The organism is Streptomyces sp. AC550_RSS872 (assembly GCF_019049285.1).
Lineage (GTDB): Bacteria > Actinomycetota > Actinomycetes > Streptomycetales > Streptomycetaceae > Streptomyces.
The window spans coordinates 1-23,649 of sequence record NZ_JAGMUL010000029.1 but is presented as its reverse complement, the minus strand read 5'-3'; the positions used below and the strand labels follow the sequence as shown (position 1 = coordinate 23,649).

25 protein-coding genes and 1 pseudogene are annotated in these 23,649 nt (G+C 70.9%); 14 read left to right on the top strand and 12 right to left on the bottom strand.

Annotated elements, in window-relative coordinates; all coding sequences use genetic code 11:
* Positions 1-1,920 carry an N-acetylmuramoyl-L-alanine amidase gene (locus KUM44_RS15185; RefSeq protein ID WP_254389553.1) on the bottom strand — a complete coding sequence of 640 codons (1,920 nt, stop codon included), beginning with the start codon at positions 1,918-1,920 and terminating at the stop codon, positions 1-3.
* A gap of 228 nt (positions 1,921-2,148) precedes the next feature.
* Positions 2,149-3,291 (bottom strand): aminoglycoside phosphotransferase family protein, encoded by a 1,143-nt coding sequence (locus KUM44_RS15180; RefSeq protein ID WP_217208400.1) that lies wholly within the window; start codon positions 3,289-3,291, stop codon positions 2,149-2,151.
* 234 nt (positions 3,292-3,525) lie between these two features.
* Here KUM44_RS15180 and KUM44_RS15175 point away from each other — a divergent pair, with 234 nt between their 5' ends.
* Positions 3,526-5,022, top strand: coding sequence for a hypothetical protein (locus KUM44_RS15175; RefSeq protein WP_217208399.1), 1,497 nt, complete (start codon positions 3,526-3,528; stop codon positions 5,020-5,022).
* A gap of 33 nt (positions 5,023-5,055) precedes the next feature.
* Here KUM44_RS15175 and KUM44_RS15170 read toward each other — a convergent pair whose 3' ends face one another.
* The gene (locus KUM44_RS15170) at positions 5,056-6,486 is read right to left on the bottom strand and encodes a PP2C family protein-serine/threonine phosphatase (RefSeq protein WP_217208398.1); all 1,431 of its coding nucleotides are present in this window, start codon (positions 6,484-6,486) and stop codon (positions 5,056-5,058) included.
* 433 nt (positions 6,487-6,919) lie between these two features.
* Here KUM44_RS15170 and KUM44_RS15165 point away from each other — a divergent pair, with 433 nt between their 5' ends.
* On the top strand, positions 6,920-7,333 hold the full coding sequence (locus tag KUM44_RS15165; protein WP_217208397.1) for an SsgA family sporulation/cell division regulator: 414 nt from the start codon (positions 6,920-6,922) through the stop codon (positions 7,331-7,333).
* A gap of 64 nt (positions 7,334-7,397) precedes the next feature.
* On the opposite strand, the gene KUM44_RS15160 is transcribed toward KUM44_RS15165, so the two are convergent.
* Both KUM44_RS15160 and KUM44_RS15155 read right to left on the bottom strand, forming a co-directional pair.
* Entirely contained in the window at positions 7,398-8,495 is a 1,098-nt protein-coding gene (locus KUM44_RS15160) for a chemotaxis protein (protein ID WP_217208396.1), read from the bottom strand.
* A 50-nt stretch (positions 8,496-8,545) separates the two neighbouring features.
* Complete coding sequence (locus tag KUM44_RS15155; protein ID WP_217208395.1) at positions 8,546-10,132, bottom strand: alpha/beta hydrolase; 1,587 nt, start codon at positions 10,130-10,132, stop codon at positions 8,546-8,548.
* A gap of 288 nt (positions 10,133-10,420) precedes the next feature.
* Between KUM44_RS15155 and KUM44_RS15150 the strand changes: the two genes are divergently transcribed.
* Together KUM44_RS15150 and KUM44_RS15145 are read left to right on the top strand one after the other, a co-directional pair.
* A complete protein-coding gene (locus KUM44_RS15150) occupies positions 10,421-11,089 on the top strand; it encodes a chaplin (protein ID WP_217208394.1) in 669 nt (222 codons plus the stop codon).
* Positions 11,090-11,297: 208 nt separating this feature from the next.
* A complete protein-coding gene (locus tag KUM44_RS15145; protein WP_217208393.1) occupies positions 11,298-12,152 on the top strand; it encodes a GNAT family N-acetyltransferase in 855 nt (284 codons plus the stop codon).
* A 29-nt stretch (positions 12,153-12,181) separates the two neighbouring features.
* Here the strand turns inward: KUM44_RS15145 and KUM44_RS15140 are convergent, their stop codons facing one another.
* On the bottom strand, positions 12,182-12,667 hold the full coding sequence (locus KUM44_RS15140) for a nucleoside deaminase (RefSeq protein WP_217208392.1): 486 nt from the start codon (positions 12,665-12,667) through the stop codon (positions 12,182-12,184).
* Between the two features lie 171 nt (positions 12,668-12,838).
* Between KUM44_RS15140 and KUM44_RS15135 the strand changes: the two genes are divergently transcribed.
* Positions 12,839-13,615, top strand: coding sequence for a GNAT family N-acetyltransferase (locus KUM44_RS15135; protein WP_217208391.1), 777 nt, complete (start codon positions 12,839-12,841; stop codon positions 13,613-13,615).
* A 71-nt stretch (positions 13,616-13,686) separates the two neighbouring features.
* Complete coding sequence (locus tag KUM44_RS15130; RefSeq protein WP_217208390.1) at positions 13,687-14,631, top strand: NAD(P)-dependent oxidoreductase; 945 nt, start codon at positions 13,687-13,689, stop codon at positions 14,629-14,631.
* Between the two features lie 37 nt (positions 14,632-14,668).
* On the opposite strand, the gene KUM44_RS15125 is transcribed toward KUM44_RS15130, so the two are convergent.
* Together KUM44_RS15125 and KUM44_RS15120 are read right to left on the bottom strand one after the other, a co-directional pair.
* Positions 14,669-14,932 carry a GlsB/YeaQ/YmgE family stress response membrane protein gene (locus KUM44_RS15125; RefSeq protein WP_062717064.1) on the bottom strand — a complete coding sequence of 88 codons (264 nt, stop codon included), beginning with the start codon at positions 14,930-14,932 and terminating at the stop codon, positions 14,669-14,671.
* A gap of 70 nt (positions 14,933-15,002) precedes the next feature.
* A complete protein-coding gene (locus tag KUM44_RS15120; RefSeq protein ID WP_217208389.1) occupies positions 15,003-15,539 on the bottom strand; it encodes a hypothetical protein in 537 nt (178 codons plus the stop codon).
* A gap of 74 nt (positions 15,540-15,613) precedes the next feature.
* Between KUM44_RS15120 and KUM44_RS15115 the strand changes: the two genes are divergently transcribed.
* Positions 15,614-16,354: a phosphotransferase gene (locus tag KUM44_RS15115; RefSeq protein ID WP_217208388.1), complete on the top strand. Its 741-nt coding sequence runs from the start codon at positions 15,614-15,616 to the stop codon at positions 16,352-16,354.
* Positions 16,355-16,391: 37 nt separating this feature from the next.
* On the opposite strand, the gene KUM44_RS15110 is transcribed toward KUM44_RS15115, so the two are convergent.
* A complete protein-coding gene (locus KUM44_RS15110) occupies positions 16,392-17,000 on the bottom strand; it encodes a hypothetical protein (RefSeq protein WP_217208387.1) in 609 nt (202 codons plus the stop codon).
* Positions 17,001-17,188: 188 nt separating this feature from the next.
* Between KUM44_RS15110 and KUM44_RS15105 the strand changes: the two genes are divergently transcribed.
* On the top strand, positions 17,189-17,956 hold the full coding sequence (locus tag KUM44_RS15105) for a metalloregulator ArsR/SmtB family transcription factor (protein WP_217208386.1): 768 nt from the start codon (positions 17,189-17,191) through the stop codon (positions 17,954-17,956).
* A 90-nt stretch (positions 17,957-18,046) separates the two neighbouring features.
* On the opposite strand, the gene KUM44_RS15100 is transcribed toward KUM44_RS15105, so the two are convergent.
* Complete coding sequence (locus tag KUM44_RS15100) at positions 18,047-18,487, bottom strand: SPW repeat protein (RefSeq protein WP_217208385.1); 441 nt, start codon at positions 18,485-18,487, stop codon at positions 18,047-18,049.
* A 441-nt stretch (positions 18,488-18,928) separates the two neighbouring features.
* Between KUM44_RS15100 and KUM44_RS15095 the strand changes: the two are divergent.
* The 6 genes and pseudogenes from KUM44_RS15095 to KUM44_RS15070 form a co-directional block, all read left to right on the top strand.
* Positions 18,929-19,024 (top strand): annotated as a pseudogene (locus KUM44_RS15095) (4Fe-4S ferredoxin); the annotation flags it as partial.
* A 99-nt stretch (positions 19,025-19,123) separates the two neighbouring features.
* Positions 19,124-19,465, top strand: a complete 342-nt coding sequence (locus KUM44_RS15090; protein WP_217208464.1) for a hypothetical protein — start codon at positions 19,124-19,126, stop codon at positions 19,463-19,465.
* Positions 19,416-19,769: a hypothetical protein gene (locus KUM44_RS15085; RefSeq protein WP_217208463.1), complete on the top strand. Its 354-nt coding sequence runs from the start codon at positions 19,416-19,418 to the stop codon at positions 19,767-19,769. Before KUM44_RS15090 ends, KUM44_RS15085 begins: the two co-directional genes overlap by 50 nt.
* Before the next feature lie 15 nt (positions 19,770-19,784).
* Complete coding sequence (locus KUM44_RS15080) at positions 19,785-19,937, top strand: hypothetical protein (protein WP_217208384.1); 153 nt, start codon at positions 19,785-19,787, stop codon at positions 19,935-19,937.
* Between the two features lie 217 nt (positions 19,938-20,154).
* Complete coding sequence (locus KUM44_RS15075) at positions 20,155-20,865, top strand: chitinase (protein ID WP_217208383.1); 711 nt, start codon at positions 20,155-20,157, stop codon at positions 20,863-20,865.
* A 40-nt stretch (positions 20,866-20,905) separates the two neighbouring features.
* Positions 20,906-21,811 (top strand): oxidoreductase, encoded by a 906-nt coding sequence (locus KUM44_RS15070; RefSeq protein WP_217208382.1) that lies wholly within the window; start codon positions 20,906-20,908, stop codon positions 21,809-21,811.
* Between the two features lie 31 nt (positions 21,812-21,842).
* Here the strand turns inward: KUM44_RS15070 and sph are convergent, their stop codons facing one another.
* Positions 21,843-22,865, bottom strand: a complete 1,023-nt coding sequence (gene sph / locus KUM44_RS15065; protein WP_217208381.1) for a sphingomyelin phosphodiesterase — start codon at positions 22,863-22,865, stop codon at positions 21,843-21,845.
* A 157-nt stretch (positions 22,866-23,022) separates the two neighbouring features.
* On the bottom strand, positions 23,023-23,481 hold the full coding sequence (locus KUM44_RS15060; RefSeq protein WP_217208380.1) for a pyridoxamine 5'-phosphate oxidase family protein: 459 nt from the start codon (positions 23,479-23,481) through the stop codon (positions 23,023-23,025).
* Positions 23,482-23,649: the final 168 nt, after the last annotated feature.

Sequence of the window (23,649 nt, the reverse complement as noted above, 5' to 3'; positions counted from 1 at the left end):
CTACGCCCCCGAGGCCAGCTCCCGCACATCCGCCGCCCGCACATACGCCACCCGGTGACCGAACTGGATCTCGTAGTACTGGTCCTTGCCGACGACGACCCGGTGCGAGGCCTCGTCGAAGGTCACCGCGTAGTAGTACTCGCCCGGCACCTTGCCGCCGACCGCGTATCGCTGGCCGGCCGGCAAGGTGTACGGCAGCGGCGACACGGCCTGCACGGGAACGTCCGCCGGATAGGCGGAGGCCTCGGGGTAGGCGCGCCCGTACACCGGAACGCTCTTCAGGCCGTCCTTCGGCGTGACCACCCGACCGGCCGCGTCCACCGCCGCCGGGCTCTTCTTCGAGTTCTTGAACCATGCCTTCTGGCCCAGGTACCAGATCGCCGTCCAGTCACCGTCCCGGCCGGCGACCGCGTACTGCTGGCCCGTCGAGACCCGCGAGGAGAGGTCGTTCACACCGGTGGTCGGGGCCGAGCCCAAGCCGATGTCCTTGATCAGCGGATACGACTCACCGGGCCCGGAGTACAGCCGTACCGCGCTGGAGCCGTGGTCCGCGCAGGCCCGGTCCGCGGAGACGCAGCCCGTGTACCGGGGCCGGTTGGTCGCGTAGTCGGGGCGGATCGTCACCAGGCCGCCGTTCGGGCCGGCGGTCGGCGCGAGGGGACGCCCGAGCAGTTCGAAGTAGTGCCGCCAGTCCCAGTACGGGCCCGGGTCGGTGTGCATTCCGCTGATCGTCGACGTGGTCGCGCCCGGCACGGTGTCATGGCCGAGGATGTGCTGCCGGTCCAGCGGAATGCCGTACTTCTTCGCGAGGTAGGTCACCAGACGGGCCGAGGACCGGTACATCGCCTCCGTGTACCAGGCGTCCGGCTTCGCCAGGAAACCCTCGTGTTCCAGGCCGATCGACTTGGCGTTGACGTACCAGTTGCCCGCGTGCCAGGCCACGTCCTTGGCCTTCACATGCTGGGCGACATGACCGTCGGTGGAGCGCAGTGTGTATTGCCACGACACATAGGTGGGGTCCTGCACCATGGTGAGGACACCCTCCCAGGCGCCCTCCGTGTCATGGACGACGATGTAGTCGATGTCCGCGGAGGCCGGACGATCGCCCAGGTCGTGGTTGCCGTAGTCGTCGTCCCCGAACTTCTCGTACGGCGCCGGGATCCACTCGCAGGCCACTGTCGGCGGGCACTCGGTCTCACCTGCCCTGAGCGTGCGCAGGCCCGCCTGCCGCAATTGCGTGGTGTCGGGGGAGAGGCGTGGCTGGGCGGACAGGGCGACCAGTTCGCCCGCGTCCGTGTGCCGCTCCTGACCGGAGCGCAGCACGTCGTAGACGTCGTTCGCGTACGCCGCCGCCGTGGCGGTGTCGTCGGCGCCGGAGAAGCGGGCCACCGCGCCGTACCAGTCGGCGGGGTCGGAGCTCAGCGGCTCGCCCAGCTCCTGCTGCGCGGCGGCGAGCAGGGCGGCGCCGCCGGCCACGTTCGCCGCCGGGTCCGTACGCAGCCGCTTCGCGCTCAGCCCGGTCAGTGCGGCCGCCTTCGGCAACGTCCTGAGACGGGCCGGGATCGCCGAGGTCCGCGGCAGTTTCGCCGCGGGGAGCAGGGGCGGGCGGGCGCTGTCGCCGCGCGGGTCCTCCGAGCCGTCGCTGTGGTGCGGCGCCGCCTCTGCGAGGGCGGTGCGGGCGTCGGTGAGGTGCATCGGGCCGTAGCCGCCCGTCACACTGGGCGCCCCGGCGTGCGTGTCCCAGCGGGACTGGAGGTAGGAGACGCCGAGCAGGACGCTCTGCGGCACGTGGTAGTCGGCGGCCGCGGAGGCGAAGGCCGACTGAAGGCCGTTCCCCGAGCCCCGGGCATCGGACGGGGCCGCGCCCAGCAGCGGGAACAGCAGTGCCGCAGCGGCCAGGGCGGTGACGGATCCTCGCAATGCAGCCTCCTGGGACGGTCGGGCGCGCTGAGCCGTGCGGGCCGGACGTGACCCTGTGGTACCGGCTGTCCGACGATCCGTCAATCATGCCAAGGGTGAGGCGATTTCCCTTGTCAACCGGCGTTCCCGGGAGTTTCGTGGCCATCTGGAGGAACGCGCCGCCGCCGGACACACGAAGGTCCGCGGTACGCCGCTGTCTCCAGGGCGAACCGCGGACCATCGTCCCCGTCAGCGAGTGCCGACCGCCGCACGCACGGCCCGTCGGGCCAGTTGGCAGTCGTCGTGCAGCCGCCTCAGCAGCAGCCGCTGTTCCTCGCCGGACGGCGCAGCACCCGGGTGGGCCATTCCCGGTGCCGCCGGGGCCGTTTCGTGCATCGAACGCTGCACGGCCGTCTCATAGGTACGGATCTCCCGGGTCAGCACCAGCATCAGGTTCACCAGGAAGGCGTCCCGGGAGGCCGGGCCCGCCGACTGGGCGATCTGACTGATCTGGCGGCGGGCGACCGGCGCGTCCCCGAGCACCGACCACAGCGTCGCCAGGTCGTAGCCCGGCAGGTACCAGCCCGCGTGCTCCCAGTCCACCAGCACTGGACCGGCCGGTGAGAGCAGGATGTTCGAGAGCAGCGCGTCGCCGTGACAGAACTGGCCCATGCCCTGCCGGCCCGCGGTCGCCGCGATGCCGTGCAGCAGCTTCTGGAGATCACCCATGTCCCGGTCGGTGAGCAACCCCAGCTCGTGGTACCGGGAGATCCGGGTCGCGTAGTCCAGCGGTGCGTCGAACGTGCCCGCCGGCGGCCGCCACGCGTTGAGCCGGCAGATCGCGCCGAGTGCCGCTCTGATGTCCGCACGCGGCGGGACCTCCAGCGGATGCCGCTGGAGCGCCGCCACCCGGCCGGGCATCCGCTCGATGACGAGTGTGCAGTTGTCCGGATCCGCTGCGATCAGCCTCGGCACGCGCACCGGAGGGCGGTGCCGGACGAACGAGCGGTATGCCGCTATTTCGTGCCGGATCCGCTCGGCCCACACTGGGGAGTGGTCCAGTAAACACTTGGCGACGGCCGTGCTGCGCCCGGTCGTGCCGACCAGAAGGACGGACCGCCCGCTGCGGCGCAGCACCTGCACCGGAGCGAACTCCGGGCAGATCCGGTGCACCGACGCGATGGCGGTGCGCAGCTGGGCGCCCTGAGGGCCGGACAAGTCGAGTCTCCCGCTGAGCGGTTGGGTGCCGGGCCCCGCGGCGCGCAGCGTCCGGCCCGCGCCGAGCACGGGGGCGGCCGTCGGCCGCGCGGGGTCGAGGTAAGGGCCGCTGCCCGCCGGGCGGGCACGCAGCGACCGGGGCGGGGCGGACACGGAGGACGATGCTGCGTACATGGGAGAGACAGATCCCTTCGTGTGCCTGCGACGACAAAGCGCTGCCCGATCCGGCCGCCCGGGTGCACCCTGGGGAATGTCCCTCGGCGAACCGGGTCGGGGTGGCGCATTCCTACCTGACACCCGATGCCCAGTGGCACACCATCTGGCGCACCCTGGCGAACCCTGGCGAATAGTCCCGAGGCACCTCCCACCGGGCTACTGTCAACTCAGCCGAGAACCTGGGGGCTTGACGTGAGCGGAGAACCCAACACCCGCCTGGCGGACCTGTTCGGCCTGGCCGGCTGGTCAAAGGGCGAGCTCGCGAGGCTGGTCAACCGGCAGGCGGCGGCCATGGGCCACCCCCAGCTGTCGACCGACACCTCGCGGGTGCGGCGGTGGATCGACATGGGAGAGATCCCGCGCGATCCGGTGCCGCGGGTGCTGGCAGCCCTGTTCACCGAGCGTCTCGGCCGTGTCGTGACCATCGAGGACCTCGGTCTGGTCCGGCACGGGCGTGCAGGGAAACGGCAGGACGGCGGGAGTGTGGAGCATCCCGACGGTGTGCCGTGGGCGCCCGAACGGACTGCTGCGGTCCTCACCGAATTCACGGGAATGGACCTCATGCTCAACCGACGCGGCTTGGTGGGCGCGGGTGCCGCGCTCGCCGCGGGATCCGCACTCAGCAGCGCCATGCACGACTGGCTGCACACCGACCCGGCCCTCAAGGCCGACGCCCCTCAGTTCGACGACCCTCTGCACGCCGACCCCGCCGGGTTCGACCGGTACGAGGCCGCCCCGATCGGGTCGCAGGAGATCGAGGAACTGGAGCGCTCGGTAGAAGTGTTCCGGGCCTGGGACGCGGCCCGCGGCGGCGGGCTCCAGCGCAAGGCGGTCGTAGGACAACTCAACGAGGTGGGCGGCATGCTCGCCTACCGTCACCCCGAACATCTCCAGCGGCGCCTGTGGGGCGTCGCCGCCAACCTCGCCGTGCTCGCGGGCTGGATGTCGCACGACGTCGGCCTGGAACCCACGGCACAGAAGTACTTCGTCATCGCCGCCCACGCGGCCCGAGAGGGCGGCGACCGGCCCCGCGCCGGGGAGGCGCTCTCCCGAGCGGCTCGCCAGATGGTGCACCTGGGCCGGCCCGACGACGCACTCGACCTCATGAAGCTCGCCCAGTCCGGCTCGGGCGACGAGGTGCTGCCGCGCACCCGGGCCATGTTCCACACCATCGAGGCCTGGGCACAGGCCTCGATGGGCAGGGGCCAGGCCATGCGCCGCACCCTGGGACAGGCGGAGGACCTCTTCGTCTCCGACAAGAGCGACGTGCCCCCACCGAGCTGGATGCAACTGTTCAACGAGGCGGACCTGTACGGCATGCAGGCTCTGTCCTACCGGACGCTGGCGGAGTTCGAGCCGGGCGCGGCCGCTCACGCCCAGCACTACGCGGAGAAGGCCCTGGCGTTGCGCGTCGACGCACAGGAGCGTTCAAGGATCTTCGACAACCTGTCCATGGCGTCCGCCTGCTTCATCGCGGACGACCCCGAACAGGCCGACCGGTACGCACGGCTGGCCCTGATGTCGATGGGCTCGAACTCGTCCGGCCGTACCTGGGACCGGCTGCGCCAGATGTACCGGCTCACCGCCGAGTACTCCAGCTACCCGAGGATCAACGAACTGCGGGAGGAGATCCGGTCGGCACTGCCCAAGCCGAGGAAGCCGGGCGGTGGCAACAGCGCACAGGCATAGGGGGATTGTGCGCCTGACCGATACGCGGACGTACTAGGACGTCACCCTGGCCACGAGCACACAGGCACTGTCCTCGCGCTCGCTCTCACCGAACTCCTCCACGACCAGCCGTACGCAGTCCTGTGCGCTGTGCGCCGCGCCGAAGCGGGAGGCCAGGCCGAGGAGAGGGTTCACGGAGTCCGCCCCGCTGTGCCCCGGCACCAGTCCGTCGGTGTGCAGCAGGAGCAGGTCGCCCACCTCAAGGGTCTCCTCGGCCTGTGCGTAGACGGCACCCGAGGTGGCGCCGAGCAGGACGCCGTCCGGCGCGCTCAGCCTGCGCCCCGTCCCGTCGCGGAACAGCAGCGGGGCGGGGTGTCCGGCCTGCGCCCAGGTCAGGGTGCGGGTCTCCGGCCGGTAGTGGCAGCAGACGGCGCTGCCGAGGGCCGGCTGGACGGTGGCGTCGAGCAACTGGTTGAGCCAGGACATCAGTTGTCCCGGCTGGGTGCCGGCCATCGCCATGCCGCGTACGGCGCCCAGCAGGGTCGCCATGCCCGAGGCCACGGCGACGCCGTGCCCCGTGAGATCGCCGACGCTCAACAGCGTTGCGCCGTCGGCCAGTTCGAGCGCGTCGTACCAGTTGCCGCCGATCAGCGTGCTCGTCGACGACGGCAGATGGTGCGCCGAAAGATCCAGTGTCCTCGGGCCCTGGCGCGGGAGCCGCAGGGAGCCACGCCACGGCGGCAGCACGGCCTCCTGCAACTCGACCGCGAGCCGGTGCTCGCTCTGCGCGTGGTGCCGGTGGCGCTGGAGCGAGTCACGGGTCTCGCTCACGGTGCGCTGGCTGCGGCGCAGTTCGCTGACGTCGCGCAGCACGGCCCACATCGAGGCCGTGCTGCCGTCAGTGTCGAGCACGGGCTCGCCCATCATGTGCACCGTACGGACCTCGCCGCCCGGCCGCACGATCCGGAACTCGCCGTCGATGGGCTTGGCGTCGATCAGGCAGTCGGTCACCATCGCCGTGAGGTGCCGCCGGTCCTCGTCGAGCACCAGGGACGGCAGCTCGTCGAGGGTGAGCGGGGGAGCTGAGGGATCGCGCCCGAGGATCTCGAAGAGCTCACCGGACCAACTGGCCTCGTCCGTCAGCAGGTTCCACTCCGCGCTGCCGACCCGGCTGAGCAACGAGCCGCGCCGGGGAGCGGGCGGTACTGCCTGCCCGGTGGGTGTGGCCGCCGGTTCCGGGGAGGCCGGGGACGGGCCGTCCCGCAGCTGCGCCAGGTGCTCGTCGAGGTCGTTGAGCTGGTGCAGCGCGAGATCGCACAGCGCCCGCTGCCACCGTTCCCGAGGATCCGAACCGTCGCTCTGGGCATCCCGCCGCACGGCGTCGACGTCGCCCTTGAGCCGTCGCGTCTGCGTGATGAGCGCGTCGACCGAGCCGCGTCCGGGCGGCTGAGCGGCGGGGCGGTCCGCAGAGAGATGGGGTGGCATGACGCACTCCGATGCGGGGACGGTACGACCAAGGCTGACGGAAGGACCGTTACGACTGTCGCACAGCCCGCGACTCGCTGTAAGGGATTTGGCAACACCCGATACGGTGGTGCGTCCGGCATATGCCAGAGTCTCCATGGAGGGATCGCCCGGTGCGAATGGCGTACGTCGATGAACGGGTCAAGTCGTAGGCGGCGTACGCGATTTGGCGGTCGAGGGACGCGATTGCACGGCGGTCATTCGCGTGTTCGACGGCCACGTGTTCCATGGGTGGCGCGGCAGGTGGCGGCGTTCGTGGGGCTGCGCTCCTCGGTAGTGATGCAGATCACAAAAATGATGTCCGCTTCGATGTAATGCAAGTGGCATCTGCGGGGTCGTAAAGGCACAGCGGCAAAAAACCGTCCGACCGTCGACCCGCAGGGAGAGACCGCCCATGGACATCGCCCTCGAGCAGCCCGCCAGCGCCCGTCTCATCACCGGCGAGGAGCGTGAACTCTCCGTTCCCGCCACGCTGCGCTACGCCTCAACGGACCCGCTGGCGGTGTACATCGACTTCCCGGGCGATGTCTCCCTCGATGGTGAAGGGGCCACCTGGACCTTCGCGCGCACCCTGCTGGAGGCGGGGCTGCGCGGGCCGGCCGGGGACGGGGACGTGCACATCTGGCCCTGCGGCCAGGAACGTACGGTCGTGGAGCTGCACTCGCCCCACGGCATGGCCCTGCTCCAGTTCGACACCGCCTGCCTGCACCGCTTCCTGCTGCGCACGTACGCGGTCGTCGCGGCCGGCGAGGAGGACCTCGGCGCGGTCGTGGAACGGGGGCTGAGCGCGCTGTTCGGCGGCGTGTGAGGAGAGGAGGCGACAGGGCCGGCCGCCGCTGTGCCTCCTCGTCGCTCCGGCCTCGGTACCGCCTTCAGTACCGCAGTACCCCGGCGATGCCCTGGGCGTCGTTCAGCGTGCCGTCGGGGACGAAACGGACCTCGGCTCCGGTCTCCAGGCACTGCTCGACGATCTCGTCCACGATGTCCTCGCGGGCGTCGAGCTCGCCGGTCTCGGCCGGGATCAGATGGTCGCCGTCCTCGCCGCGCACGGTGATGCGGTAGTTCTCCTCCACGGCCAGCAGCCGTACCCGGCCCTCACGGGCGCTGCGCCAGACCTCGTCGACGCCGGCCGCGAACGCCTTGCGGCCACGGGCGGATACGAGTTCCCGTGCCACGGCGTCGGTGTTCCGGCGGTCCTCGGCGGTGATCAGCGGCTGGATCGCCTGCCACACCGCCTCGCGGGTGCCGTGCGCGAGCCCGCCGTGCGGAATGTGCACCGCGTCCTTGGTGACGCCGCCGATCTCGTCCAGCAGCGACAGCGCCGCCGGTTCGCCGGTGACGTACAGCGGCCGCGGGTTCGCCCTGAGGATCGAGCTCATGGCGGAGTCCGCGTCCTTGAGGAAGTGGCGGGTGTCCTCGTCGCGGAACTTGCTCGGGTTGTCGCCGATCTGCTCCCGGCGCTCGGGGTCGAAGTTCTCGGCGGCCCGTGTCAGCGGGAAGCCGCCCACCCGGGCCGCGGCGACGCGGTCCAGGCTGCCGTTCCACAGGGTGACGCGGTCGGCCGAGACCGACAGCACCCAGTAGGGCCGCTCGGCGGCCTGCGCGGAGACGAGGTTGCGGGTCAGGAAGGTGTCCGAGAGCACCACGCGCTCGGGCACGGACCGGGCGAGCGACCACACCTGGTGCTCGCCGGGGGCGGCGAAGATCACCAGGCCGTCCTCGGCATAGGTGAGATCGACCTCGGCGAGGGCCTGGTCGAGCTGGCGCTCGACGTCCGCCCGTCGTTCGCGGGTGACCGAGGGATCGGCTTCCAGCTGCTTCTTGGCCTCGGCCACGACATTGCGCAGCCGGACCTGGTCCTGGGCCCGGTAGGGCTCTCGGCGGTGGGTGGGCGTCAGCACGGACACGGCCGGATAGGGGCGCGGGCGCCGCAGCTCGGTGAGAGTGGTGGGACTGAGTGCGTGCTCCATAACAGCACGATAGGACTGATTCGCCGATCGGGCATTAGGGGCAATCCCGTTCATGATCCCGGCCCCTGTGCGCGGTCGTCCTCGGGCCCGCAGGAGCTTCCGTCGGCGGGGAGCGTGCCGTACAGCAGGAAGGTGTCGACCTTGCGGTGCACGCACTTGGACGAGGCGTACCCGGTGTGGCCGCTGCCCTTGTTGTCGAGGACCACGGCCGACGAGCCGAGCCGCTTCGCCGTCTCCTCGGTCCAGCGGTACGGCGTCGCCGGATCGCCGCGCGTGCCCACCAGGAGCATCTTCGGCGTGTCCACGTCCTTCACCTCGTCGCGTATGAAGTCAGTGCCCTTGGGGCGGCCGTAACACAGCAGCACCCCGGTGAGCCGGTACGGCCCGAAGACCGGCGATGCCTCCTCGTACTCGGCGCGCAGCCGGTCGAGACCGCCGATGATCTGCTTGCCGCTGGGGCGGTCGGGGTCGTCCGCGCAGTTGATCGCCATCAGCGCCGCGGACAGGTTGTCGAGCGGGATGTCCTGCTCGTCGACCAGGCCGCCGTCGGGGTCCTCGGTCTCGTCGCGGCTCCAGGGCGCGGCTCCGCCCATGGCGAAGGCCTCGATGGCGTGGGTGTCGCCGTCGTTGACCAGCGAGGCGAGGGCGCGCTCCAGGGAGGGCCACAAGTCCTTGCTGTAGAGCGCCTGCCCGAGGGCGCCGACCAGGTCCTGCCCGGTGAACGGCTCACCGAAGGCCGACGGCACCGGATCCGCGTCCAGCGAGTCGACCAGTCGTACGACGTTCTTGCGGGCCTCGCGCGCGTCCTGCCCGAACGGGCACCCGATGTCCTTCACACACCAGTTGATGAACTCGTCCAGCGCCTTCTGCTGCCCCTGGGCGCCCACCAGTTCCTGCTCGGTCAGCGGTTCGGTCAGGGTGTCCACGCCGTCGAGGACCAACCGGCCGACCTTGTCGGGGAACTGTGCGGCGTACACGGCGCCGAGCCGCGTTCCGTAGGAGAAACCCAGGTAGTTGAGCTTCTTGTCGCCCACGGCCGCGCGCATCACGTCCATGTCGCGCGAGGCGTTGATCGTGCCTATGTAGGGGAGCACCGGCCCGGAGTTGCGGGCACAGGTGTCGGCCGCCTTCTTGATCCCCTCGAGGACGGACTGCGGATCGCGGTCGATCTCCGTGCTGTCGTCCTGCACGGAGGCGTCCCCGCAGCTGACGGGCGAGGACCTGCCGACACCGCGCGGATCGAAGGTCACGATGTCGTAGCTGTCCGTCAGCTCCATGAAGTCCTTGCCCCCGGTGGCGAATTCGGGGACGCCGGCGCCGCCCGGCCCGCCGAAGTTCAGCAGCACCGAACCCCGCTTCTCGCCCGTGGCCCGGTAGCGGGCGAGCGCCAGATCGAGCGTCCCTGCCCCGGGCTCGGCGTAGTCGAGGGGGACGGTGACCTTGCCGCACTGGAGATCCTTCGGCGTCCCCTCGCCCGGGCACTTCGCCCAGCGGATCTTCTGCTCGTAGAAGCGGCTCAGATCGGGCTCGGCGCTGTCCTCGCCCGCCGTCAGCCCGGTGCCGAGCAGGGCCAGTCCGACCGCGCCGGCGACCGCGCAGCGCCGCAGCGTGGGCAGCGTGGACAGATGGGCCGGCATCGTTGCCTCCAGGGGCGCCCGTCGCGGACCGGGAAACGGCGTCCCGCTCACGATAAGCGGGCCCCGCAACGCACGCCTCCGGAGCTCATGGGCCGCCCGACGTGCACGATCGCCCGGGCTGCCCTACCCTCCGTCCTTCGCGTTGCCGTCGGAAGTCTTTACCGCTAGTTCGACAACCCTGACGCTCGATGGGGTGAATGGCCGATAAGCCATAACTCGGATGGTTCGCCTGCGTTTTATCCGGTGCGGGTGAGTGCCCGCGACCATGTCTGGAAGGGCAGGGAACCTATGAGACGGGTTACCCGATACGGTGTGATCGCCGTCGCCGCCTCGGGCGCGATGGCTGTGACGATGCCGGTGGCCGCCGCGTTCGCGGCAGATGGCGCCTCCGCGGCGGAGGGTGCCGCGGCCGAGTCGCCGGGGCTGCTCTCCGGCAACACCGTTCAGCTCCCGGTGCACGTCCCCGTGAACGTGTGCGGGAACACCGTGAACGTGGTGGGGCTGCTCAATCCGGCGGCGGGCAACAGCTGCGCCAACGAGGACGGTGGCCGCAAGCCGGGCGCCGCGTCGCACGGCGGGGCATCCGCCGAGGGCCGCGGAAAGGATTCGCCCGGCCTCGCGTCCGGCAACGTCGTACAGCTCCCGGTTCACCTGCCGGTGAACGTCAGCGGCAACAGCGTGAACGTGGTCGGTGTCGGCAACCCGGCGACCGGCAACGAGTCGGTCAACGGCCCAGACCACCCATCCCGCACCACGAAGCCGGCGCCGAAGCCGTCCACGCCGTCCAGGGCACACCCGCGCCCGGTGCCGCGCGCGTTCGTCCCGCACGGCGGACCCGAGGGCTCGCTCGCGCACACGGGGGCGGACCAGACCCTCGTCGCCGCCGCGGGCGGCACGCTGCTCGTGCTGGGCGGGGCCGTCCTGTACCGGCGCTTCCGCCCGCAGGCGGTGCGCTGACCCGCGCCCCGCACGGCAAGGAAGGCCCCACCGGGCGGGCGGTGGGGCCTTCGGCATGTGGCCACCTGTCCACTCACGCCCCCGGCGGACGCCCCAACGGCTTGATCACGCCGTGACGCCCGCCCTCGAGATCCGAAAGGATGCTGTGCGCACGGTCGATCACCGTGCGCACGCGGCCCCCCCCAAAAAAAACGGAATGGAGCGCACCATGGCCTCTGCGGCCCCCGAAGACCTTGTCGTCACTCGTGCCGGCCTCGACGACTGGTCGGTGATCAAGGGCTGGGCCGCCGACGAGGGCTGGAACCCGGGGCTCTCCGACGCCCGGGCGTTCTTCGCGCAGGATCCCGACGGGTTCTTCCTCGGCCGGATCGACGGCGAAGTCGTCTCGGCGATCTCGGTCGTCCGTCACGGCACCGACTACGCCTTCCTCGGCCACTACCTGGTCCGCCCCGACCTGCGCGGCCGCGGCCACGGCCTCACCACCTGGAAGACCGCCCTGGCCCACGCCGGGAACCGCACGATCGGCCTCGACGGAGTCGTCGCCCAGCAGGACAACTACCGCCGGTCGGGCTTCGAGTCCGCCCACCGCACCGTCCGGTTCACCGGAACCGCGCCCGCCGCCGAGGCGCCGCGGGACATCCGGGTCGTACGGTCCGAGGACGTCGAGGACATCACCGTTTACGATGCCACCTGCACGCACGCCGAGCGCCCCCGCTTCGTCGCGCACTGGCTCACCGGCCCCGGACACCACGCCGTGGTCCGCCGCAGCGGCGACCGCGTCACCGGCTACGGTGTGATCCGCCCCGGCCACGACTGCCCGCGCATCGGACCACTCTTCGCCGACACCGCCGACGACGCCCGGGCCCTGTTCGCCGCCCTGACCGCCGAGGCGGCCGGACGCACGGTTGCCGTCGACGTGCCCGAGAACAACCCGGCGGGCGTCGCGCTCGCCGAGGGAGCCGGCTTCACCCCCTCCTTCGAAACCGCCCGTATGTACACGGGCCCGGTCCGGCCGTACGCCCGGGAGCGGGTCTTCGGCGTCACCACGCTGGAACTCGGATAACGGGCAGCGAACGCCGTCCGGTCGGCCGGTCAGCCCGTGCGCCGGTGGAACCGGAAGTGCAGCGCGCGGACGTCCTGAGTCAGCTCCGGCACCGGCCCCTCCACGACGACGTCCGGCGCGACCTGCTGGATCGGCAGCGGCCGGACCGGCGCGGCCGGCACGCCCAGTTCGGCCAGCCATCCGGTCAGCTGCTCCGACGAGGCGACGTACACGACGCGCCCCAGGCCCACCCAGGCGTGCGCGGCCGCGCACATCGGACAGTGCTCGCCGGAGGTGTACACCGTGGCGGCCGCACGCTCCTCGGGCGTGAGGTGGGCGGCCGACCAGCGGGCCAGCTCGAACTCGGGATGCCGGGTGCGGTCGCCCGAGGCCACACGGTTGTGGTCCTCGGCGAGGACCTCGCCGTCCGCCCCCACCAGCACCGACCCGAACGGCTCGTCCCCGGCCTCCAGCGCCTCGGCCGCGAGCGCGACGCTGCGGCGCAGGTGTGGCAGTTCGACGTCCTTCACGACCATGGCGTACGGCCCTCCTCGCGCGCGATCTTCCCCACGCACCCTAGGTTCGCCGACGTACGGCGGAAAAGAGGAACAGGAGCTGCTCCCCGCAGACGGCTGCCCTGGGCGAGGAGGGTGCGGCCGGGGCGTAAATGGCTTGTCCGGCGGCTGGGTCGGTGATGGAGTCCTCCCATGGATCATGCTGCGGTACTCGCCCTCTTCGACCGGGACATACGTGAAGGCGCGCGGCCGGACGGCCCCGACGCCCTGGTGGAGCGGGTGGGTGGTGTCGTGCGCCAGGTGTCCTCCGTGCACGGCTGGAACGGCGTCGTGTGGTCCGACCTGGACGAGGCGGACGCCGACGCGGCCATCGCCGAGCAGATCGCCCACTTCTCCCGGCTGGGGCGCGAGTTCGAGTGGAAGCTGTACGGCCATGATCTCCCGGTGGACCTCGGCCGGCGGCTCAGGGACGCCGGTTTCACGTCCGAGCCCGAGGAGACCCTGATGATCGGCGAGGTGGCCGACCTGACCCTGGACGCCGAGCCACCGGACGGTGTCCGCCTCCTTCCCGTGACCGACCGGGCGGGCGTCGATCTCGTGGCGGACGTGCATGAGAAGGCCTTCGGGACGGACGGCACCCGGTGGCGGCACCAGCTGCTCGCCCAGCTCACGGCCGCCCCGGACACGGTGGTCGCGGTCGTCGCCATGGCCGGTGACACTCCGGTGAGCGCCGCCCGGATGGAACTGGTGCCGGGGACCCGGTTCGCCGGGCTCTGGGGCGGCGGGACCGTCGAGGGCTGGCGGGGCCGCGGCATCTACCGCGCACTGGTCGCCCACCGTGCCCGAGCCGCCGCGGACCGTGGCTACCGGTACCTCCAGGTCGACGCCATGAGCACGAGCCGTCCGATCCTGGAGCGGATCGGTTTCGAGCCCCTGACCACGACCACGCCGTACGTGTACACGCCGTAGCGGGGAGAACACCGTAAGAGGGTCCCCGACCGGGATGTCACATCCGCGCTCCTCCGGCCCGTCGCACGTGTATGACGACGAACGAGAGCCATGAGAGCAGCCACAGCCAAAGCGTCCTGCTCGCGGGCGCCGGAGGTGTCCTCGGCCGGCACATCACCCGTGCCCTGACCGAGGCGGGCCACAAGGTTACCGGCCTGGGACGCGGCCCGCGCAACGACGTCCAGGCCGACCTGATGAACCGCGACGCCCTGCTGCGTGCCGTTGACGGCAACCGTTTCGACACGGTGATCCACGCCGCGACCGCGCTGCGCAAGCCGCCCATGCGCCATCGCGACATGTACGCCACCGACGCGCTGCGCACCGACGGCACCGCCCACCTGATCGAGGCCGCCCGGGCCACCGGCGCCCGACGCTTCGTCGCCGAGTCGATGGTCTTCGGATACGGCTACGGCGACCACGGCGGCCAGGTGATCACCGAGGACGTACCCTTCGGTCCGCACGGCCGCACCCCGGAGCTGGAGCGGCACCTCGCCGGGATGCGCGTCAAGGAACAACTCGCCTTCGGTGCGGCGGGGTTGGAGGGCATCGCGCTTCGCTTCGGTCTGTTCTACGGTCCTGGTGGCACGGACGCCCTCCTGCCCATGCTGCGCAGGCGGCAACTGCCGGTCCCCGCCGACCACGGCCGGGTCCTGCCCTGGATCGAGCTCACGGACGCGGCCCGCGCGGTCGTCGCCGCCGTCGAACGCGGGCGCCCCGGTCAGGCGTACAACATCGCCGACCGTGTCCCGATGGGTTTCGGTGACCATGTCCGGTGCGTGGCCGAGGAGTTCGGGCTGCCGAAGCCGATGACGGTACCGCTGTGGCTGATGCGGCCCATGTCGTACGCGCACGCCATGACGGCGTCGACGCTGCGGGTCTCCACGGCGAAGGCGGAGCGGGAGCTCGGCTGGACGCCCGCCCACCCGACGGCCCGCGACGGCCTCGCCGCGATGCGGGCCGCCGCGGGACTGGCATGACGGTCGCGCCGTCCTCTCATGTCCTCACTTCAACGCGTCAGCGGCGCGCCTTCGCCCGGTCCAGTGCGGCGACGCCGACCGCGGCGAGGCCGATCTGGATGAGCCACTCGATCCAGTCGACGCCGTCGGTGTCGCCCACGTCGAGCCCGGCGGCGATGGCCGAACCGATGAGCGCGGCCACGATGCCGACGAGGATGGTCCACAGGACCCCGATGCGCTGACGGCCCGGAACCACGAGACGTCCGAGCACACCGATGACGATGCCGATCACTATGGCACTGATGATGCCGGAGATCTCCATTTCGCCCCTCTTCCTCCTGTCCCCGCACAGGTTCGAGTTCCCCCAGGAGAGAGGGACAGTCCGTTCCGCTTCAACCGGTGGCCCATCCGGTGACGGACAGCACCTCCTTGGCGATGTCGATCACCTTGCGCCCGTCGGTCACCACCCGCACCACGTTCGCGGCCGCCCGCTCCTCAAGAAGCCGCGCCTTGCGCGCACTGCCGCGCACCTCCTGCTCCAACTCGGAGCCGAGCTCGCGTCCGGTCAGGCGCTGCTCGGCCGTCTCGTCGGTGGCGGTGAGCAGGACGCGCACGAGACGTACGCCGTCCCCCATGGCCCGGCGGAACATGGGCGCGGCGTCGTCGAGCACGCTCACGGTGTTCGTGTAGACGAGACGCCGGTATCCGAGCGCGGCGTAGTTCCCCCACACGGCGACCAGGTTCCGCTCCGTGATGCCGGCTCGGTGCGGATCGCCGGGCGGTGCCGGATGGGCGGCTCCCATGAAGTCGCCGTCGATCACCGCGTGCGCGACCGGGACGGCCCGCAGCTGGGCCGAGACCTCCCAGCCGACGGTGGTCTTGCCGACCCCGGCTCTTCCCCCGATGAGCAGTACCTCCGCATGATCCATGCGGGAAGCGTGCCCGGGCACGGGCATGCTTGGCGAGTGGTTTTGGCGTGTGCTGATCGATCGCGGAGGTGCGGATGGAGGAGCGGGTGCTCGGCGGCGGAACCGTCAACGAGGTCGTGCGGGTCGGGACGACCGTGCGGCGTACGCCCCATGAACGGTCCGCATATGTGCGGGACTTGCTCACGCACTTCGAGCGTCGGGGGTGGGAAGGAGCCCCGACGTACATCGGGTACGACAAGCAGGGCCGAGAGGTGTTCGGATACCTGGAGGGGCGTGCGGCTCTCACCCCGCGGGAGCGGGCCGTGGCACGCACGGACGCGGGGCTCGTGCGGGTGGCCCGACTCGTGCGCGCCTTCCACGACCTGACGCACGGCACGCCGCTGGCCGGCGACCAGGACGTCGTGTGCCACAACGATCTCGCCCCGAAGAACACCGTCTACGCGATCGACGGCGCCGACTGGTGGGCGACCGCCTTCATCGACTGGGACCTGGCCGCACCCGGCGAACGCGTCCACGACCTCGCCCATGTCTGCTGGCAGTACCTCGATCTGGGACCGGGCGTCACCGATGTGTTCGAGACGGCCCGGCGGATCGCGCTCGTCCGCGACGCGTACGGGCCGGTCGCCGACGGCGCGGGAATCGTCGACGTGATCCTGTGGTGGCAGGACCGCTGCCTGCGGGGCATCGAGGCCGGGGCCGTGCGCGGTGAGCCGGCCATGGTGCGGTTGCGGGCACGCGGCGTCGTGGACGAGGTGCGCGGCGCATACGCCTGGGTGACCGATCACCGGGCCGAGTTGGAGATCTTCCTGCGCTGACGCGGCGCGTGCTGCGGCTGGGTGCGGAGGCGTCAGGTCACCGGGCCGCGTCGACCCAGGACGTCAACCGGCCGTCCGGCTGGAGGGCGACGCGCAGCCCGTTGTGCTCGCCGTGCGCGGCGCGGCCGTCGGCGACGAGGGTGTCGAGCCGTACGCCGTCCGCGAGGATGTCGGCCTCGTAGTGGTCGGCGGCCACCCGGTAGAGCTTCGCCGTCGTCCTCCCGTCCGCGAGGGTCGGTGTACCGACCAGGACGCGGTTGACGACGGCCTTGGGCTTCGGCTTGGCCCGCTCGACCCAGGACGTGACCTTGCCGTCCGGGTGGAGGGTGATGTGCAGCCCGTTGTTCTGGGCGTGCGCGGCCATGCCCTGGGTGTACAGGGCCCCGTACTGCCGGCCCTCCGCCCAGATCTCCGCCTCGTAACGGTCGCGGTCCTCGCCGGCCTTGTAGATCTTCGCCCGGCTGACGTCGTCCGCGAGCCTCACCGTCTGCACATGGACGCGCTGGGCCTTGCCCGGCCGGCCCGCGGACGTGCCGGTCGTGGCGGTGGAGGCGTCGACGGCGAAGGCGCCGGCGGCCGAGATGCCCAGCGCGGCGATGACACCGGCGGCGACGAGGGCGGAGCGCAGGGGGCGGGGGGTACGCATCAGTGAGTCGTTCCTTCGATGGCGGTTCGTTCCGACGCGTTCGAAGCTACGGACCGCCCGTCAAGGGTTCCCGTACGTCATGTAACAGTCGTTCGGCGTATACGCCGCAAAAGGGAAAATCCGCACCGATTGACATGCAGGTATTTACCTGCATAACTTTGAGTGTGCGAGCGGAGAGTGGTCCCGGGATGGACAAGGTCTTCAAGGCGCTGGCCGACGAGACGCGCAGGCGATTGCTGGACCGGCTGCACGAGGACAACGGGCAGACGCTGGGTGAGCTGTGCGCCGGTATCGGCATGGCGCGCCAGTCGGTGACCCAGCACCTTGCCGTCCTGGAGGCCGCCAACCTGGTCGGCACGGTGCGGCGGGGGCGGGAGAAGCTGCACTACCTCAATCCGGTTCCGCTCCACGAGATCCAGGAGCGCTGGATCGACAAGTTCGAGAGCCCGCGCCTGCGGGTGCTCGGGGCCGTGAAACGACGAGCCGAGGAAGCCATGACCGACAAGCCCACATTCGTCTACGTCACCTATATCGAGAGCACGCCCGAGAAGGTCTGGGACGCACTCACCGACGCCGACCTGACCGCCGCCTACTGGGGCCACAGCAATGTCTCCGACTGGCGGACCGGATCCCGCTGGGCCCACGTGCGTACGGACGGTTCGGGCATCGCCGACGTGGTCGGCACCGTCGTGGAGAGCGAGCGGCCGAACCGTCTGGTCACCACCTGGGTGGCGCCGGACGAGAAGGGGCGGGAGGAGAAGTACTCCAGGGTCACCTTCGACATCCAGCGGCACGCCGAGATCGTCCGGCTCACCGTGACCCATGAGGACCTGCCGGACGAGAGCGCCCGGGCGGACGTGTCGGCCGGTTGGCCGGCCGTGCTGTCCAACCTCAAGTCGCTGCTGGAGACCGGCCATGTCCTGCCGCGGGAGCCGTGGCTGATGCCGACCCGCTGAACCGGGTTGCCGGGGGTGGGGCGGAGGGGGGCGGAGGAAGGCCGGCCCGCGGGTGCGGACCGGCCGACGGGTCTCCTCTCGGGTGTGCCGCTACGGCCTCGGGGCGCTCTTCGCCGCCGTACCGGCGCACAGCAGCCCCAGGCATACGGCCAGCGCGCCGACGACGATGTTGTTCACGATGACGCCGGCGTCCGGGCTGTCCCCGACGATCCACGGCGCGATGATCATCCACACGCCCATCGCGCAGAAGGCCCAGCTCAGGCCGTACATGCGTTCCGGGGCCCGGGTGAATCCGAGGGCCAGCAGGCCGATCGCGATACCCATGATGAGGTTGTGGGTCACGAGCGCGGGCTGGCTCGTCGTGTAGTGGAGTATCCAAGGGGATACGGCGCAGTACAGACCGAGCAGGAACACCGGTCCGTCCACGAGCGCCACATCACGACCGCCGAGCATGCGGGCGTAGCGATCCCGCATTTCGGATACATCAGGGTGAGCTGTTATGTCACCTCTGGTGGGCGAGACGTTGGCCATGACTCGTCTCCTTTGACTCGCAGGCCTGACCGCGTCTGGTGCGGTGTGCGGTAAGCGCCGCCTAGGGCCATTCTGCGCTTATTTCTTCTTTATGTGTAGAGCGTCCGCGTACCGTCCGCACGGGACGGCCCCGTGGCGGACCGGGTGGCGAAACCTGGTCGGGGTCATAGGAAACAGCAGGTCAGTGGCCGGAAGACGGGGACTCGGGTGGCGCAATGATGCAGCAACACCACGGAGCGGGAACCGTCGGTACGGTCACCGCATCCTGACCGGGGGTTTCAGGGGGGCCCTGCCGCACGAGGACGTCCTCGCGGCCGACCATCAGGTGTCACGCAACACCGTTCGGCATGCCCTCGACCTGCCGCGCATCGCGATGAGCGGGCAGCCCGCGATCCACGCAGCGTTTCCTTCGCCCCTCGCAGTACCTCGCTGAAGACAGCCATGCCCTTGGTGCCTCAGCGGGCCGACGTGCCCGTGACCGTCGACGAGTCGAAGTGCATCGACGCCTGCATGCTCTGTGTCGACCATCCGCCGGTGCGACGCGCGGTGCCTCGGAATCCAGTCGGGAACGGCTCCTCCTCGAACTCGTCGCGCCCACCGAGGGGGAACCCCCAACTCCAGGCGCTGGAGCCCTACTTGAAGGATCCGGACGCCGCCGTACGTCTCGAAGCCGTCAGGGTGCCGACCGAGACGGCCCCACCCGGAGCGGGCCCCGCCCTGGCCCGCGACCTGGCCGAAGTCCTCCCGGTGGAACAGGAGTTGCGTGCCACCCTGGTGTCCGCCCTGGCGGTGGCGGATCCGAAGGCCCGCAGCGTGGCCCTGGACGTGCTGAGCGCCCCGCGCCTCGGCGACGCCACCCTGTTCGCCGGGGCGCCTGGCCTCCCCGGACGCCTACGCGCGCCTGGCCGCCGTACGCGCCCTGGTCTCGGTGGACGCGGTCGAAGCCCTGTCGGCGGTGGCCGTGGACACGGCGCCTGAAGTACGGGCGGCCGCGGCGAGCGGGACCGCGGCCCTGGCCTCGCACATCGACCTCGGCCGGCCCGCGGCGGCGGGCGAGGACCCCTCGGTTGCCCTGTCCGGCCTGATCCGTGATGCCGACGTTCTGGTGCGCGCCGCTGTCCTGGAGGTCCTGGGGTCCTTGGCGTACCCGGCCAATTCCTCGCCGTTGCCTCGGTGGTGCTCATCGACCCGGCCTGGCAAGGCCCGCGCGGGGCCGAGACCGCCCTTGGCGGCGCCGCGCCGGACCAGGACCACGGTGAGCCCGTTCTCGCCGAGTTGCTGAAGGATCCCGACGCCGATGCGCAAGGCCGCCGTACTCGGAGCGGTGCGCCGTGCCGTGCACGACGACGCCAGCACGGCGCTGGAGAGCACGGTCGACGACCCCGACCCCGACCCCGACCCCAACCCCGACGCCGATGTCCGCGCGTACGCGGGCCTAGCGGCCCGATGAGCCGAAGCCTCCTCCGCTCCAACACTCCCAAGTCAACTTGGAGTTTGGTTGGTCTGCACCATTGACTGGTACAGACCAAAGCGGTTGAGTGTGTCTCCACACCCCCCACCACGGCCGCCCCCACGCCGTGGCCGACCCCGTCGGCGCGTGCGCACAAGGCTCTGCTTCGCCCTGCCCTTGGCCGGGTGCGGCCGTGCTCCGCAAAGGAGTTGATCCTGTGTCGAGGCGCCGCATAGCCGCTCTGCTGTCCTCCCTCGCCCTGGGCAGTGCCGCGCTGCTGCTCCAGCCGGCCCCGAGCGCGTCCGCCGCCGGGTTCGTCGTCAGCGAGTCGCAGTTCAACCAGATGTTCCCGAACCGGAACCCCTTCTACACGTACAGCGGCCTCACCGCTGCCCTCAGTGCCTACCCCGGCTTCGCCAACACCGGCAGCGACACCGTGAAGAAGCAGGAGGCGGCCGCCTTCCTCGCCAACGTCAACCATGAGACCGGCGGCCTGGTCCACATCGTCGAGCAGAACACCGCCAACTACCCCCACTACTGCGACCGCAGCCAGCCCTACGGCTGTCCCGCCGGCCAGGACGCCTACTACGGCCGCGGCCCCATCCAGCTCAGCTGGAACTTCAACTACAAGGCAGCGGGCGACGCCCTCGGCATCGACCTTCTGGGCAACCCCTGGCGGGTACAGAACGAGTCGGCCGTCGCCTGGAAGACCGGCCTGTGGTACTGGAACACACAGAGCGGCCCCGGCACCATGACCCCGCACAACGCCATGGTCAACCAGGCCGGCTTCGGCCAGACGATCCGCTCCATCAACGGCTCCCTGGAGTGCGACGGCAAGAACCCCGCCCAGGTGCAGAGCCGCGTCAACGCCTACCAGCGCTTCACGCAGATCCTCGGTGTATCGCCGGGCGGCAACCTGTACTGCTGACGCCATCCGCGGGGTCCTAGAGGTGTGCGAGACTCCGCCGATGACCTCCGAAACGATCACCGCGAAGGCCTCGGGTACCTTCACGCTCGGCGACCTGCCCGTGAGCCGCCTCGGCTTCGGCGCGATGCGGCTCACGGGCAGCGCCGCCTTCCACCACGGGACACCGAGCGACCGGAACCGTTCGATCGCCGTCCTGCGCAAGGCGGTCGACCTGGGCGTCGACCACATCGACACGGCCGCCTTCTACTTCTCCGCCCTCCGCTCCGCCAACGAACTCATCAACACCGCCCTGGCGCCGTACCCGGACGACCTGGTCATCGCCACCAAGGTCGGCCCCCACCGCGAGTACGACGGCGACTGGGGCACGTCGGCCCGCCCCGACCAACTCCGTGGCCACGTCGAGGAGAACCTGCGCCAGCTCGGCCGCGACCACCTGGACCTCGTGTACCTGCGCCGCATGGGGCAGGACTCCATCGCCGAGCACTTCGGCGCGCTGGCCGAGCTGCGCGAGGCGGGCCTGGTCCGGCACCTCGGCATCTCCGCCGTGGAGCCACGGCATCTCGCCGAGGCGCAGGCCATCGCGCCCGTGGTGAGCGTGCAGAACCGGTATGCGCTCGACCGGCCCGATCCCCAGGCCGACGAGCTCCTGCGCCGGTGCGGCGAACAGGGCATCGCCTTCGTGCCGTTCTACGCCGTGGCCGGCGACACGGCCGAGCGGGGCGCGACCACCACCCACGACGACGAGGTCCTCGCCGTCGCCCGGGCGCACGGCGCAAGCCCCGCCCAGGTGCGCATCGCCTGGACCCTGCACCAGGGCCCGAACGTCCTCGCCATCCCCGGCACCGGCAACCCCGACCACCTGGCCGATAACATCGCCGCAGGCGCCCTGCGCCTCTCCGAAGACGAGCTGGCCCGGCTCAACGCGGCAAGAATTCAAGCTGGTTGAGCCGAACCCGGGGCGGCGGCCTCGGCCTCGCTCAGCCCGTGTACCCGGTCACCGGATAGTGGTCCGAGAGGTTCGTGTACGTGTAGTCCGTCCCCCAGCTCGACACCGTCCAGGGCGCGCTCTGCTCCTTGACGACCTCGTTCTTCCAGACCGAGGGACGGACGTGTCCCGCGCGATAGAGAACGTAGTCCAGGTCCTCGCGCGGGTCGTCGGGGTAGCGGTCGCGGGCGATGGAGTTCTCCTGGGTGTCGAATGAGTACGGGTGCCCGGTGCGCGCGTCGGCCCCCACCAGCCCGCCGTCGGCGAGCATCGAGGCGTACTCGGACGTGCGCGAGTCGACGTTCATGTCACCGGCGACCAGGACCTGCTCGCCCGCCGGGATGTTCTTGGCGTCCAGGAACGCGTCGATCGCCCTGAACTGCCGGCTGCGCACCGCGGCCGCCTCACCGGCGTCACAGCCCGGGTCGGTCGACTGCGCGTGCGTGCCGACGACGTGCACCTTCGTGCCGTTCACGTTCAACACCACATATGCGAAACCCTTGTTGGACCACCAGTCCGCCCCGCACGCGTCCTTGTAGACCCACTGCTCCTTGCGCAGCACCGGCCACTTGCTGAGGACCGTGACCCCGCCGTCCTCGGGCGTCGTCGCCGAGTACGCGCCGCCGGTCGCGTCCCAGCCGCTCTGGCTCCGCCCGACCACCGGGGTCTGGTACGGGTACTGGCCTGCGAGGGCTCGTTTCAGCACGTCCGAGGAGGAGTTGTCGAAGGCCTCCTGGAGGACGACCACGTCGTTGCCCTGCACGAACGGCGTCTTCGCGATCTCCGCGGCCCGGTGGTCCTGGCCCCAGTTCGGGTAAAGGGTCTTGCTGAACAGGAAGACGTTGTACGACAGCACCCGCAGGAGCGGTACCTGCCCGGCGGTCGAGGAGGTCGATGCGGCCGTAGCGGCCGTAGCGGCCGAGGCGGCCGGCGCCGCACCCGCGAGCCCGGTGGTGGCGAGCGCGAGGGCGAGCACGGCCGCGCCCGGGGTGCGGCGCGGGGCGAAGAGCGTCACTGGATCTCCCTGAGGGTGAGGGGCTGAGTGGCGCCGCACATCAAACCACCGGCGGTTACTCCCAGGTAACTCCCGTGCGCGAAAAGAATGTCGGGCAGCGGTACGCCCGGCTCGGACCACCCACACCCGGCTGCGGACGCCCGCCGCGCCGGCGACCTCAGACCACCCACACCCCGTCCCGCACGAGATATCGGCCGCGCATCTCGTGCTCGCCGTTGCGCGCCTGCACCACCCGCGGACGCACCCGGAAGTACATGTACGGCGCCTCGTCCGCCCGGGGATCCCAGCCCGTCTTGGCGAGAAACGCCTCGGCCGCCGCTGCCGGTACCTCGTCGGCGGCGTACATCTCCGTGTCGCCGTCGACGATGGCGACGTCCAGCGTGTCCCCGAGCGCCAGCCGCGCCCGTCGGCCGTCGCGCAGGTTGCGACCCGTCGGGGTAGTCAGCCTGGTCGCGAGCCACAGGCACTCGCCGTGCCATACGAACCACAGCGGGACCAGGCACGGCACCCCGTCCGTGTCGGCCGTGGCCACCCAGACGTCCATCTCCTTCTCCAGACGTACCAGGAGATCGCGCTTGCGCTGCTCGGGGGCACGGGCCGGCTTGGTGATCTTCATGCGCCGGACGCTACCGGGGGAGCGGACGGTACGGATCGGGCCCGGGGCCCGCCCCGCATCGGGCCTGGGTCCTAGGTGTATTGACCCGCAGGGTTGTTCACGCGGGTGATGGGTGGGTGGCCGCCGAGTGCGGTGTGGCAGCGGTGGTGGTTGTAGGTGTGCAGGAAG

Coding starts and splice junctions, on each gene's coding strand:
- KUM44_RS15180 (WP_217208400.1), bottom strand. CDS start 3,291: ATGTACGCAGCATCGTCCTCCGTGTCCGCCCCGCCCCGGTCGCTGCGT.
- KUM44_RS15170 (WP_217208398.1), bottom strand. CDS start 6,486: ATGCCACCCCATCTCTCTGCGGACCGCCCCGCCGCTCAGCCGCCCGGA.
- KUM44_RS15165 (WP_217208397.1), top strand. CDS start 6,920: ATGGACATCGCCCTCGAGCAGCCCGCCAGCGCCCGTCTCATCACCGGC.
- KUM44_RS15160 (WP_217208396.1), bottom strand. CDS start 8,495: ATGGAGCACGCACTCAGTCCCACCACTCTCACCGAGCTGCGGCGCCCG.
- KUM44_RS15155 (WP_217208395.1), bottom strand. CDS start 10,132: ATGCCGGCCCATCTGTCCACGCTGCCCACGCTGCGGCGCTGCGCGGTC.
- KUM44_RS15150 (WP_217208394.1), top strand. CDS start 10,421: ATGAGACGGGTTACCCGATACGGTGTGATCGCCGTCGCCGCCTCGGGC.
- KUM44_RS15145 (WP_217208393.1), top strand. CDS start 11,298: ATGGCCTCTGCGGCCCCCGAAGACCTTGTCGTCACTCGTGCCGGCCTC.
- KUM44_RS15140 (WP_217208392.1), bottom strand. CDS start 12,667: ATGGTCGTGAAGGACGTCGAACTGCCACACCTGCGCCGCAGCGTCGCG.
- KUM44_RS15135 (WP_217208391.1), top strand. CDS start 12,839: ATGGATCATGCTGCGGTACTCGCCCTCTTCGACCGGGACATACGTGAA.
- KUM44_RS15130 (WP_217208390.1), top strand. CDS start 13,687: ATGACGACGAACGAGAGCCATGAGAGCAGCCACAGCCAAAGCGTCCTG.
- KUM44_RS15125 (WP_062717064.1), bottom strand. CDS start 14,932: ATGGAGATCTCCGGCATCATCAGTGCCATAGTGATCGGCATCGTCATC.
- KUM44_RS15120 (WP_217208389.1), bottom strand. CDS start 15,539: ATGGATCATGCGGAGGTACTGCTCATCGGGGGAAGAGCCGGGGTCGGC.
- KUM44_RS15115 (WP_217208388.1), top strand. CDS start 15,614: ATGGAGGAGCGGGTGCTCGGCGGCGGAACCGTCAACGAGGTCGTGCGG.
- KUM44_RS15110 (WP_217208387.1), bottom strand. CDS start 17,000: ATGCGTACCCCCCGCCCCCTGCGCTCCGCCCTCGTCGCCGCCGGTGTC.
- KUM44_RS15105 (WP_217208386.1), top strand. CDS start 17,189: ATGGACAAGGTCTTCAAGGCGCTGGCCGACGAGACGCGCAGGCGATTG.
- KUM44_RS15100 (WP_217208385.1), bottom strand. CDS start 18,487: ATGGCCAACGTCTCGCCCACCAGAGGTGACATAACAGCTCACCCTGAT.
- KUM44_RS15080 (WP_217208384.1), top strand. CDS start 19,785: ATGCGCAAGGCCGCCGTACTCGGAGCGGTGCGCCGTGCCGTGCACGAC.
- KUM44_RS15070 (WP_217208382.1), top strand. CDS start 20,906: ATGACCTCCGAAACGATCACCGCGAAGGCCTCGGGTACCTTCACGCTC.
- KUM44_RS15060 (WP_217208380.1), bottom strand. CDS start 23,481: ATGAAGATCACCAAGCCGGCCCGTGCCCCCGAGCAGCGCAAGCGCGAT.